Genomic DNA, 11,682 nt, shown 5'->3' on the forward strand with positions numbered 1-11,682 from the left:
TCACCGCAGGTTCGCAAGATGGTCAATTCGGATGGTGACATTGCAACGGCATTGCGCCGTCTCGCTCAGTGGCGCCATGGCATCGCACGGATACCGGAGCCTTGCGCCAGACGGCGAGACGAATAGTTCGTTCAACCCTACGCTTTGCTTGTCCATCGCCCGATGCGTATCCCGCACCCGTTTGTCATGCGCCGAATTCCAGACGCGGCGGATGTTCTGCTCTGCGACCTTCCCGGATGCCACAGCCTGCTGATAGGCCTCATGGCGGCCGGAGTTGACTGCCCGGAGCGTTTCGGTGCGGGCGATGTTCTCACCGCGCCAACGCAGCGCCCGGTTTTTGTAGGTCGTCACCGCGGTCTTGATCTGGTCCGACGTCAGCGCCCGGCCCTCCTTGATGGCCTTGGCGATCTGCCCGTCAAGCCGTCCGTCTCGGAGAGCAAAAGGCCATTTTTCTCGATCGGCATTACTGAACGCCGATTTCAGTTTAGCCGGGTCCGAAAGCGTGGCCTCGAAGTTCAATGCGGCCTTCGCGTGGCCGTCAGTCAGCCCGATATAGCCGCCTTGGCGCACGCCATTGACGTTGCGGCCGGCAATGTCCAAACCGGCAGCGCGGCCACCCTGCCCCTTTGCAAGACTGTCTATTAGCACGGTGCGAAGCATGGCGCGGGTATCATCCGTGATGCCCTGAACCAGCGTCGCTGCCGCCCGACGCAACTGATCCTCCGCGCGAAGATCCCGCGCGTTGAAAATGACTTGTATCCGCAGCCCGGTCATTTCAGCAGACCCGGTCTGTTCAAATGCTGTCTCAATCGACCGTGTAACGCCGTTTAGGGCGGCCGGCTGGATATTGGCGGCGCGCACCGCCGACTCCAAGTCGCCGCGCTCCAGCGCCCGCGCTAGGCCATCCAAATCGACGTTGTTACGCCAATCGTTGACCGCATCATCGAACGCCTTGCGGAGTAGCGGCTCAAGCTTGGCGATCAGCGCCTCGATGTAAGCGCGGGAGACGGCCATCAGTGTATCGCCACCGGGTCAAACTGCGAGAAATCCACGACTTCCCACATCCCGTCAGGAAGCGGGACGACCGCACAAACCGCTTCAGCCATATTGTCCGTTTCGTCGCCGCAGATGTCGAGCATGTTGCTGAACTGGGCTGTAGTACCGTCGTTGAGGATGGCCGCCCCCTCAGAACGGTTAATAGCGATCACGGGCATCGCGGCACCTCTGGACTCTGCAAATTTTCGCTGCAACGATCTGGGATCATCAATCTGGGAGGATCAGATGGCCAAATCGACAAAAAACAACGGAAAGCCTTGGACCAACGATGATGTGAAGCAATTCAAGACGTTGGTTAAGGGGAACACCCCAACCCGCGTCATCGGCCTTAAGCTCGGCCGCACCGAGGCGTCCGTTCAAAGCAAGGCCCAGCGCGAAGGTATCTCGCTAGCGCCAACGAACCGTAGCCCGCGCGACTAGCCGTCCAACGACTCCACAATTCGCTTCTGCAGCACCGCGACAGCTCCAACCAATGGAGCGGCCGCGTTGCTGTCAGACCATGACGTATTCAGGGCTAGGTCGGGCCGAACGACGGCCAGGGCAACGCCGCGGATCAGACCTTCGCGAGCCTCAGCCAAGGCAGCTTCAAGCGTCTCAATAACGGACTTCCGGTCTAGGTCTTGGGCTGTTTCGATGACATGCAGCTTTGACATCACATCGCGCCCTTGCATTCATAAATTGCCGTTGCCGGATCCGTGCTCACCTCGCTTATGGCAAACGTGATCCCCTGGATCGTCACTCTGTCACCGGCGGTGGGTTTTACCCCGACGCTGGTTGCTAAGATCAAAACCTTGCGTTCGCCGGCCTGCACCAGATTGTTCGCGCGATAGAACTGTGAGTAGGCTTCCACAACAGCGCGGCACGGGAAGTTTGCGGCCAGAGGCGGCAACGGGTCCGCCGGATCGCCTCCGGTCTGCGGCACGTCCCGAACCAGTACCGCCGGTAGGAACAGCGTGTTGAAGGCGGCGCCGATGGTGCGGGCCAACGATCCGGCCAGGGGCGAGGTCATCCGCGCACCGCCCGTCCGAACAGTCCGCCGTTCGCATTTGCCATCAGCAGTGCGTCCAGAATGGTGTCGATGATCTGGATCGTGGTCTGGGCGCTGGCATTGGCAGCATAGACGATCCGCACACTGCCGGCCTGCAATTCCTGGATGGCCCCGCCCCGCTCTAGATCGGGCTGCATAGATCCTGGCGAGGCAGATTCACGGACGGCCGCCTCGCATGTCGCTTGGATGACCTCCGGCGGGATGACGTTCGCCGGGATGTAGTCGTACCCCTGCGATCCAAGCTGGTCATCCCGGTCGGTCGGATAAATGAAGCCAATGCTTCGGCCGTTGTCCGGCAGGAAGTAATAGGCGCCGATCCGGGGCCACTCTAGAGCCTGGGCTCTCCGGTTCGTGCGATAGCCCGAAAACCGATTCCGATAGGCGTCGACGTAGGCTGTCGCTCGGCGCAGCGCCTGCTCGACCAAGGTGTCTGTGCTCGCCGCCGTATAGTCCAACCCGCGCCCATCGGCGTAGGTCTTGAAATCGACAACGGAAACGTAGGACTCAGCGTTCGCCTTTCCGGTCCCGTCTTCGACGACCAAAGTCACTGGATGGCTCGCGCTTCGACGGCCGAGACGATGTGCGCCTTTGCCTGCTCCGCAGTCGGCTCACCTTCGAACCCGAGATCTTTGGCAAGCTTCACCTGGGTTTTCCAGTGCAGGGCCTGCCAGTCGTCCGGGATGTGAGGCCCGATCTCTCGGACCATCGTTTCCGTGATCTCGGCCTCTGCCGCCTGAAGCTGCTCGAGCCGAGCGACGCCGGGCTGAGCCGTCCACTCGGCAAGACTCTTGCTGCTCCGCCGGCTGAGGATGACGGCCATACAGCGGAGAGCAACCGCCGCCTCGGTCTGCGGCGCACTGCGCTCGAACGCTTCGCCCTGTTCCGGCCAAAGCTCGTGCGACGTCGATAGGTCGCTCTCATTGATGACGACAAAGCCATCGGGTGCGCTATCGCTTTTCACACGGACAGTCGGAACACGCATCGGGCAGTCTCCAATGGAAAGGGCCCTGGGGCCGAAGCCCCAAGGCAGTCAGGGAGGAACGGTTATTCGCGGCCCCAGCCGGCGCGGAGATAGTTGCCGACCATGTCTGGATGAACCCAGGTGTAGATCGGCTCCTTGCTATCCGCGGTTACCCGCGACAGCTTCACGGTCTGGTCGTCCTCATGGGTTGAGACACCGGCCGCGTATTCCGGGTTGGCGGGATCGTTGCCACGCTTCACGGCCCGATAGTCACCGGCGGGCATATCGGGATCGGTGCCAACGGGCAGCACGATCTTGGCTTCTGCCACGCTGGTGTCGCCGTCGTCCCCGCCTTCCGGCTTCAGTTCGGCGGCTTTGGCCTTGGCGTCGTCAGCTTCCGCCGTGAGGCGATCGGCTTCGATCTGCTCCGGGGTCTTTTCCGGCTCATTGGCCTTTGCCTGCGCCTCCGCAGCTTCCGCGGCGAGACGGGTGGCTTCATCCTGGGCCTTCTCGGCTTCGGTTTTCTCGGTCATGACGTGTCTTCCTGAATTGAATGAAGGGGATGGAGAGGCCGGCCTTGGCCAGCCTCAGTTCATCAGCCGAGGAGCAGCGAGATGTGCTCCGGATTGGGCGCCGCGGTGCCCCATGCCAGACCGATCTCGAACTTGATCTGGTGGTACTGCTCGTACACACCCAGATCGAACGCGATGCCGGTGAAGGGATCGACGATCATCTGGTGAGCGCCCATGTCGCCGCGGGTGCCGTCCAGTTTGACTGGCAGCGCCGGCATGCGGGTGGCCAGCAGAAGGCCATCCTGGCTGAACGACACGTTCGGGGTGAACGAGTTGCCGATCGTCATCGCGGTCGCCGAGGCTGCGATCGCGACCTTGAGGCCCGGGCTCTGCAGCTTGATGGTGCCAGGAGCCGATACGCCCGACGCCACAACGTATTTGTTGGTGTCGCCAGCGAAGGTGACCACGTCACCGACCTTCACCGTACCGGTGCCAGTGATCAGAGCGATTGACGTCGAGCCAATCGCGTAGCCGGCCGTGTCGGTCGTGTACGAGGCGCCCGTGCCCTTCACGACAGCCTTGATGCCGGGCGAGTAGCCGATGTCGAAGCCTTCGACCGCACCGACCTTGCCGCGACGAAGCAGATCATCGGTGCCAGCCTCATTGACCTTGAACAGCACCGACTGCTTGCCGCGCAGGTTGGCCATGGCGCCGGAGTTGACGATCATGGCGCGCGGCAATGCCGGGGCGCCGTTTTCGTCGAGGATCTGCGCCTGAGCCGCGAAGTCGCTCAGATCTCCAGCCGTGCCGAAGGGGGCCGTACCGGCAGTGCCCGAAGCACGGGATGCGGCCTGATAAGCGGTGACGGCCAGATCCTGCTCGACCAGGTTCACCAGGGTTCGGAAGCCCTGCTGGAACTGCTGGCGCAGGATCGGAGGGAACGTCGGGCCGGCGTTGTTCAGCGCGAGCTGCTCTTCGCCGTTCCAGCGGATGTTGACGGACTTGGACCGGGTGATCTGCAGGTTGATCGAGCCGAGAATCTGATCGCCATCGTTCGGCGCGGTGACGCCGGGGACGATATCGACCGCATTGGCCTGCGGCACCGTAAACGCGGTGACGGTCTGGCCCAGTGCGGCGCTGGCAAAGTTGCCGTTGTCCTTCTGCACCGCGGGAGCGAAGCCGACGAATTCTCGGCTGACGCTGACCAGCGACTCATAGACCGGGGCGATAAGGCCGGCCGGGATCGTATTTGACATGATGATGCCCTTTCAGGGGATGGGTTGAAATGATGTTCAGGGGTTGAGCCATCCGGCCCGAACACCGATTCCCCATCCAGGGCGTCGGCTTACGTAAATGAGTGGGTGGCTTCGGCGATCGCATCCGCGTCACGCCGAAGCAGAATGTCAGTCGACCAGCGTCGGGATGTCCTTGCCGGTCATGGTGGCCGCCTGCTGCGCGGGTGAAAGCGCGTCGAAGGCTGCCTTGGTCATCGTCTTGCCGTTACCACCGCCGTTGCCGTTTGACGGGCGAGCGCCGGAGCCGGAATTGTTAGCGCCCTTCAGAATCTGATCCTTGTAGGCGTACGAGCCGACAAGGATTTCGAGTGCCTCGTCGAAGTCGGCCAACTCTCCCGGCTTCGAATGCGAGAATACCTTGTTGCCGGCGCTGTCGTAGGCAACGATCTTGCCTTCCTCGACCTTGAAGTTCTGCCCGAAACGGGCCTGAACCATATCGGCCGGGATCGCGAATTTATCCTGGATCAACTTCGATCGCGTGAAGCTGCCGCCGATCTTCTCACCGTAGAGATCGGTGCGGAGCCCGTCGCGCTCTTTCTCGACTGCTGAGATTTTCTCGGCCGACTGTTTCTGAGCAGCAGCGACCTGCTCCTCCGCCGCCTTGCGAGCCGCGGCCTTGATCTCTTCCACCTTGCCGGCGGACAGCAGCTTGGACTCGTCGATGTTCTTGGCGAGTTCGATCGCCTTGCGCGCAGCTTCCGGGTCTTCGATGCCCTCGAAGAGCTTCAGCTTCGTCTCGGCGGCTTCCTTGCCTTCACGATGGGCTTTGGCCTCGCCGTTCAGCCGAGCGATCGTAGCAACCGTCTGCGGCACGTCGAATGCGATCTCGGTGCCATCGTCCTTCACATAGACCGGCTTGCCGTCCTGCAAAACCGCCGCTTTGCCGTCTTCCGTGAGCTTAAGTTTCATGTGGTCCTCTGGGCATCCGCCCGGTAATGGGGACATCCGTCCCGGTGCGTCTGAGTCGCATCAGCGACGCAGACAAAAGGTCAATACAATGAGTGATGGATGGCAACCGATCAGCACCGCGCCGAAAACCGATGATCGCGTTCTTGTCATGGGCGGTACGTGGATTCGCGGGAACAGACAGCGAATTCCTCAGGCGTTCCCTTGTCTTGTTATTTGGGATGAGACCGAATGGTTGATCTGCGATAACGAAGGTCCGCGTGCGGTAGTCCATGGGCCTAAATATTGGATGGCAATACCGCCGGTTGGTTAGGTAGAACTTTCGGCCGCGTGCTAGGCTCGATGACCTCGCCCGTCACAGGATCAATCGCGACTTCTGCCGAAAGCCCCTGCTCTTCCTCGGCGAGCTGTTCCTCCTCGTCATCTGTGCTGAAGTTGTCGGACAGCACGCCGCGGCGCTGGAACTCTTGCTGAACCGTCTTCTTGGACAAGATGCCCTGGGCTTGAGACTTCAGCAGCGCGTCGAGCTCCGTTCCGGCTTCCATGTCGACGCCGAAGTCGGTGAAGATCTCGACCTCCGGTTCCTTTGACCCATCCGCCAACCATGCGACCGTGAACGTGAAGGCCTGCTCGAATGCATCCTTCAAACCCAGCGCCCATGCCTGAACTGCTGAATGGGCTTTCACCGATACGTTGGCCGTGGTGATCACGGTTAGGTTCGCGGTCGTCATCGGCTGCATCCCGAGGTCGCGCATATTCTTCTGAGTGGCATCGAGATGCTCCATCAGCGTCTTAATCGATTCGGCCGACGGCTCGATAAACCGCCACTCACCGTGCTGACCGTTGCCGTCTGGAGGCGCGAACAGCACACCGCGAGGACCAACCGGCACCCGGATAGCGACCGCTTTGCCGTCGTCACCGGGCATTGATCCGTTCACACCGTTGCCGGCCAGCATCGGATAGCAGGTCAATTCCATGACCGACTTGAGGTTCGACTCCTGCTGATATTCCTCGACCTGCAGGTGCGCGATATCCCTCAGCGGCGGGCGCACCCTCCACGTCGATCCAATGCGCTTACCCGTGATGAACGGCACCAGCGGGATGACGCCAATGGAGATCGGCGCTGGGCCCTCGATCGAGACCCACGTTACCTTGCCGCCAGCGTTAACCTGCTTCTCATAGACTTGATAGGTGGCCGGCTTATACGAGCCATCGGCTAGCTTGGCCCTGTCGAGCACCCGCACGCGACACCGCGTCACCTCGTCGAACGCCGATCGCTCGGTCACATCCTCCCGGATACGAGCGTGGATGAACGTCTCCACGCCATTGATAACGTCGCTGTAGACCGCGATCATCCGCTCGGCGGAGATGTGCACCCAGTATGGCCGATACCCTGCGGCCTTCTCATCGGCAATTGAACGCGGCTTCTCCGTGACGGGTGCCTTGGTGTAATCGACCAGGATCCAGTCCACGGCCTTGTCGAGCCCATACTGGAAGATCGTCGCACCGAAGACATGCAGGTTGTTGCCCTGCCCATCGATGTCCTCGCACAGATTCACAAGGGACTGAGCGGCCCCATCCTTGAGCTTCATCTCCTTGCTGAATGGCTTCGAGGCCAAGTTCTTCGAGACGTCACCGTAGATATTGGTGAAAGGCGCCGCCTTCCGACGATGCGCGTAGTCGTTGGCCGTCTCATTCTCGAATTTCGGCAGATACTTTTCGCCAGCCGCCCGCATCGTTTCGGCACCGCCGTTGATGCACTCGATCATCTCCCAATAGGCGCTCATGGCCTGGTGGTCCGACGATGGATTGTCGGGCCCCTTGTCCTGGTCGGCCATGCGCTATCTTCCGTAGGTGCCGAATAAGGGTTTGGGGGCGTCTGCGCCTAGCATCAATTCGGTCAGCGCCCAGACCAGCGCGTCCGCGCGATCTGGCGAGCCTTCGCCGACGTAGCCGTCCGGCGCCATCGAGCTCATCTGGTCTTCGAGATCAGGCAAAGTGCCGACGTGGCTGACCCTACCCTGTTCGTAAAGTGCGGCGACGGGCTCAGCCCGGACGATCTTGCCACGGCTTGCCGTAACCTCTTTGTAGCTAACCCTTGCGTCGATCGTCCGGATGACGTGTTCGACCATGGCCCCGCCGAAGTTGCGCTCTGCAACGATACGGTCGGCTTTGAATTCACGATATGCGGCGACGGATCGCTTGCCCCAGCCGTCCGGCGATAGCTTGCAAGTGCGATCGGCCAGAACGTAAGCCCGGCCATCGGCGCCCTTGCCGGCGACGACGATGCCTATGCTGTCGCCATCGTCGGACTGTCCCCGCGTGCCGGACGGATCGACCGCCACCACAACGCGGATCAGATCGGGCGCTACGGCGACCCGTGAGCTGTCGATGCCCGGGATCACCTTGCCGTCGGGCGCGATCCTGTCCTCAAGCGACCAGAGAGCCCCGCTGACCTCGCTCGACCACTCGCCGGCCTCGAAGCGAACCCGCTTAGCGGCGGACATCGATTCGAGCACAGCGAAATATTCAGGCGGCAGGTTCCCAGCATTGTCTGCCGGATTAATCCTCATCTCCACGTAGTCGTCAGGACTCGGCAGCGCCTCTTTGGTCCCAGGCTTCACCTTCGCCCGGAATAGCTGATAGCTCCAGTGCAGCTTCGACGGCGGGTTGCAGTCGAAGTATGCCTTCAGGGTCAGATATTTCCGGCCCGTTGCCGCCGCGATCGGCGCTGCCAGCTCAGCTTTCTGCGCAAGGCGCGACATCGCCGTATCTACGGACGACCATGGAATCTGGCTGCTCTCATTGAAGTAGAGCGTGACGTATTCTTGCCCAAGGATCTTCTCGACGCGATCCTTGTCGTCCAGCCCGGCGATCCAGATCTGCGACCCGTTCGGCAGTTCAATGTAAAAGTCCGTCTTGTCGAACCGGACCGGCAAACCGGGGAAGCAGAGCTTCAATACCTTCGGCAGAGTGTCGGACCACACCGACGTTTTCACGTGGTTGAATCGAAATCGAAAGATAACGTGGCGTGAGTTCGGCGCATTAAGCGCCCGCTGAATAATTGCTCGGACCAATACGAACGTCTTGCCCGACCTCGACCCCCCGCGAAGCATGATGTTGCGGGCCGGCCCCGCTAGGAGGCGGTTAGCCTCGCGCTGCTTCGCCGTTAGCTGAAGGCCTGCCATATCTCACAGTTCGGCGTCCTCTGGCGAAACGACCAGGTTAAGGTTTCCAGAGTGCTCCACCCGATCGATGAACATGCCTAAATGCTTGGCGATCTTCTCCAAGGCGGAGTTCTTGTCCCAGACCTTGATTTTGTGAACGTGCTCGACCTCGGTGTTGCCGTTGTCGTCTTTGCCGAGCGTTCGCGTTGTCACCTCGATCGAAGCAACCGAGGCCGCGAAATCATCCGACCAAGCCTGCGGATGCAGCAGCCGACCATCTGGCGTGAACGCGTTCCGGATATCCGATGTACCGAGCCTCACCAGTTCCTTGAGGACGCGAGCGACATCTATCTCAGCCCGTTCCGCACCCTTCGAGGTGAGTTCCGAGACGCGGTCTAAAATGCTTTGGTTTGCTTTAAGCGTGGCCGCATTGCCACGGTTCGCCTTGTAGCCTGCGGAGACATACGCCTCGTCAGCCGACTTTCCCAATGCGAGCGCTTGGGCGAACCTTTCGTGCTTCTGATTGGGGAGTACGGGCATGACTGTTTGATAGGACCCGTGTTGGTCAATATGGCTTTGGGTGGCCGGGAATTGGCGACGGACCATCCCGACTGATTTGGAACCGGCCTACCGTGATATCCGGTTAGTGCAGACACGTTACCGTGCTGCGGCACCCAAACTTTAAGTTCTCGGCCGCCCATATAGCTTGGCGCCGATCCGCTTCAATTCTTCTCTGTCCACCCATGACAGGCGGGGGTCATCGATCCTGGCAACAACAATGCCACCATCATGGAAGCCGTTGCGCTTCATGGCCTCGTAATCGGTCTCGCGGCCAATCTCACGCGTCGGGTAATTTGTGCGCAGGCTATGAAGCGTACCCACGATCAGACCCTGCCCGACATCATGCCGCGTCCTCACCGATTCCGAGCTTCGCCCTAAGACGAGCTTCCCTCTGCCACCTACGCTGCGCCCATGACAGGTCGCGCGTCTCCGGAAGGTCAGAGAGCGGCTCGGCGCGGTATGGGGGATGCACGACTGGCTGGGCTGCTTCGCTGCCTCTGCCGATCGTGTCATCAATACATGCCATAGAAGCGGGTAGTTGTGACATCCATTTTTCGGCAGGAAGCCGCAACAAAGTGCGTTCATTGTTTAGAGCAGCCGCTATCTGCTCAAAAGCGACAGTAAAGCGCCGATATGCAGTTCTGCGCACCCATCCGAAGTGACGGCATGCCTTGGCGAAAGACCGATTCGGCGTGATGGCGCAAAAGCTCCAGGTCCAGACGATCCGCCTGATCTTCTCATCCTTCAGGATCGAGACGGCCCACTTCTGGACCTCGTCGTACCGCGAGACAGCATCTGAGGTCGCAGACCCCTTTCCCTGCCAGTCCTTCAGATAACGTTGCCGGGCGTCCTCATCGTAAACGTGACGCCAGACGTGATCGTCGGGCTTCGTGGGGTCATCATCCCGCAGCTTTTGGAATGTCGGCCAGTAGGATTTGTCGACCCCGGGCCGATCGACAGTGAAAAACTGCTCGGTCGAACAAGCCTCGAGAAAGCGAGCCATCACGATCGACCCCGTCCATTCGCCCTCAGCCATTAGATCAGCCTTTCCTGTTCGACCACTTGAAACCGTTCACCCAGCTTTGCCAGCAGCAGGGTGGCTATGGCGTCATGCGCAGCGACCACTCGCTTGTTCGGTTTGGCGCCCTCGTACATTGCGGCGATATCCGCCTCGTCCATCACGTCCAGAAACCCGCTGGCGTCGTTCCCATACCAGGTAGGGTTCTCGGCCATGATGCGAGAAATTGCCTTGATCACCGGTGCGACGAGAACATTCCGGTTGTTCCCGCTTTCGACGAGTACGGTCAGCACATCGCGGAGGTGGTTTTCGCTTTCCTCGCGGAGGATCTTGTCCAACGTGTTGCCTGCGGCCGTCTGCATTGGGGTGAATGGCCGGTGCTGCGCGGGATGAACCACGGAAATGCCGAGGTCGGCGCAGATTTGGGCAAGCTTCGGAGACATGCGGAGTCTTCCTCGATTTTGAATTGGTTATCGCAGTTCTAGCTATCTCTGTAGGGACTTCCTCTTCTTCTTTCTTACCTTCTGGCCTTCCTTCAACTGGGTGACTTATATTGACGCCGGCCAGACGAGCGGCCGCGCGGGTTGCGCGTCGCTTAGCGTTGTAACGGTCGCGGCGGGCCCGCTCTCGTCCGGCTTTGTCTAAGTCAATAGCTCCGGTCCGGCGCAGCCCAAGCTGCTGCCGCTCCGCATAAGTGAGATTCAAGATGGTGGCCCGCTCATCGGCAGTGTAGTGCCGCGGCGGGAGGTTCATGCAGTGATCGACCTCCGAGATCGCAAAGCCAAACTCCCGGGCATATTTGATGGCCTCTATGGCGTCGCCACGGAGCCGCAGATCGTTTATCAGCAGCGCGAAGTGATTGGCGCTGACCGAGCGGCGATATCGGCAGACAGCCAGCGTCTCGCCGAAGAAATGATTGCGTACCGCATAGGCGACGGGTGCCTTGGCTTTCGGCCGCTTCCGCTTTGGCTGCCAAGCAGCCATGCCGCAAACGCTTCTGACGTGATCCTTGATGGCAATTAGGTCGACGGCGTCCCGGAACACATGGATTCCGATATCATCCTCATTGATGAAAATGTGCAGGCTGCGGTCGTGCTTCTTCCCTGGAAAGGGGGCGGCAACGTGCGGCTTGGGACCGCGAACAACGCGGCCGCCGAG

16 protein-coding genes are annotated in these 11,682 nt (G+C 60.6%); 2 read left to right on the forward strand and 14 right to left on the reverse strand.

Annotation, left to right across the window (positions count from 1 at the left end; translation table 11 throughout):
• Both JWQ24_RS24030 and JWQ24_RS24035 read right to left on the reverse strand, forming a co-directional pair.
• Complete coding sequence (locus JWQ24_RS24030; RefSeq protein ID WP_299813527.1) at window positions 1-1,014, reverse strand: phage minor head protein; 1,014 nt, start codon at window positions 1,012-1,014, stop codon at window positions 1-3.
• Window positions 1,014-1,214 (reverse strand): hypothetical protein, encoded by a 201-nt coding sequence (locus JWQ24_RS24035; RefSeq protein ID WP_299813530.1) that lies wholly within the window; start codon window positions 1,212-1,214, stop codon window positions 1,014-1,016. The genes JWQ24_RS24030 and JWQ24_RS24035 overlap by 1 nt, the downstream gene beginning before the upstream one ends.
• A 67-nt stretch (window positions 1,215-1,281) precedes the next feature.
• Here JWQ24_RS24035 and JWQ24_RS24040 point away from each other — a divergent pair, with 67 nt between their 5' ends.
• A complete protein-coding gene (locus tag JWQ24_RS24040) occupies window positions 1,282-1,476 on the forward strand; it encodes a hypothetical protein (RefSeq protein ID WP_299813533.1) in 195 nt (64 codons plus the stop codon).
• Here the strand turns inward: JWQ24_RS24040 and JWQ24_RS24045 are convergent.
• From JWQ24_RS24045 to JWQ24_RS24100, 12 genes are all read right to left on the reverse strand, one after another.
• Complete coding sequence (locus JWQ24_RS24045) at window positions 1,473-1,709, reverse strand: hypothetical protein (protein ID WP_299813536.1); 237 nt, start codon at window positions 1,707-1,709, stop codon at window positions 1,473-1,475. The two genes, JWQ24_RS24040 and JWQ24_RS24045, sit on opposite strands and share 4 nt — an antisense overlap.
• Window positions 1,709-2,065: a hypothetical protein gene (locus JWQ24_RS24050; RefSeq protein WP_299813539.1), complete on the reverse strand. Its 357-nt coding sequence runs from the start codon at window positions 2,063-2,065 to the stop codon at window positions 1,709-1,711. The genes JWQ24_RS24045 and JWQ24_RS24050 overlap by 1 nt, the downstream gene beginning before the upstream one ends.
• A complete protein-coding gene (locus JWQ24_RS24055; protein ID WP_299813542.1) occupies window positions 2,062-2,652 on the reverse strand; it encodes a DnaT-like ssDNA-binding protein in 591 nt (196 codons plus the stop codon). Before JWQ24_RS24055 ends, JWQ24_RS24050 begins: the two co-directional genes overlap by 4 nt.
• Window positions 2,649-3,086 carry a hypothetical protein gene (locus JWQ24_RS24060; RefSeq protein WP_299813545.1) on the reverse strand — a complete coding sequence of 146 codons (438 nt, stop codon included), beginning with the start codon at window positions 3,084-3,086 and terminating at the stop codon, window positions 2,649-2,651. The genes JWQ24_RS24055 and JWQ24_RS24060 overlap by 4 nt, the downstream gene beginning before the upstream one ends.
• Window positions 3,087-3,148: 62 nt before the next feature.
• Window positions 3,149-3,598, reverse strand: coding sequence for a hypothetical protein (locus JWQ24_RS24065; RefSeq protein WP_299813547.1), 450 nt, complete (start codon window positions 3,596-3,598; stop codon window positions 3,149-3,151).
• A gap of 62 nt (window positions 3,599-3,660) precedes the next feature.
• The gene (locus JWQ24_RS24070; protein WP_299813550.1) at window positions 3,661-4,833 is read right to left on the reverse strand and encodes a P22 phage major capsid protein family protein; all 1,173 of its coding nucleotides are present in this window, start codon (window positions 4,831-4,833) and stop codon (window positions 3,661-3,663) included.
• Between the two features lie 147 nt (window positions 4,834-4,980).
• Entirely contained in the window at window positions 4,981-5,781 is an 801-nt protein-coding gene (locus JWQ24_RS24075; protein ID WP_299813553.1) for a DUF6651 domain-containing protein, read from the reverse strand.
• A gap of 275 nt (window positions 5,782-6,056) precedes the next feature.
• Window positions 6,057-7,616, reverse strand: coding sequence for a DUF4055 domain-containing protein (locus JWQ24_RS24080; protein WP_299813556.1), 1,560 nt, complete (start codon window positions 7,614-7,616; stop codon window positions 6,057-6,059).
• Window positions 7,617-7,619: 3 nt separating this feature from the next.
• Window positions 7,620-8,966, reverse strand: a complete 1,347-nt coding sequence (locus JWQ24_RS24085; protein ID WP_299813560.1) for a phage terminase large subunit — start codon at window positions 8,964-8,966, stop codon at window positions 7,620-7,622.
• A 3-nt stretch (window positions 8,967-8,969) separates the two neighbouring features.
• Window positions 8,970-9,485 (reverse strand): terminase small subunit, encoded by a 516-nt coding sequence (locus JWQ24_RS24090; RefSeq protein ID WP_299813564.1) that lies wholly within the window; start codon window positions 9,483-9,485, stop codon window positions 8,970-8,972.
• Window positions 9,486-9,846: 361 nt separating this feature from the next.
• Window positions 9,847-10,542, reverse strand: a complete 696-nt coding sequence (locus JWQ24_RS24095) for a hypothetical protein (RefSeq protein WP_299813567.1) — start codon at window positions 10,540-10,542, stop codon at window positions 9,847-9,849.
• Window positions 10,542-10,967 (reverse strand): hypothetical protein, encoded by a 426-nt coding sequence (locus JWQ24_RS24100; protein WP_299813569.1) that lies wholly within the window; start codon window positions 10,965-10,967, stop codon window positions 10,542-10,544. The genes JWQ24_RS24095 and JWQ24_RS24100 overlap by 1 nt, the downstream gene beginning before the upstream one ends.
• Window positions 10,968-11,280: 313 nt before the next feature.
• Between JWQ24_RS24100 and JWQ24_RS24105 the strand changes: the two genes are divergently transcribed.
• Window positions 11,281-11,547 carry a hypothetical protein gene (locus JWQ24_RS24105; RefSeq protein ID WP_299813572.1) on the forward strand — a complete coding sequence of 89 codons (267 nt, stop codon included), beginning with the start codon at window positions 11,281-11,283 and terminating at the stop codon, window positions 11,545-11,547.
• The last annotated feature ends 135 nt before the right edge of the window (window positions 11,548-11,682 follow it).

The organism is Tardiphaga sp., assembly GCF_028290495.1.
Taxonomy (GTDB): Bacteria; Pseudomonadota; Alphaproteobacteria; order Rhizobiales; family Xanthobacteraceae; genus Tardiphaga.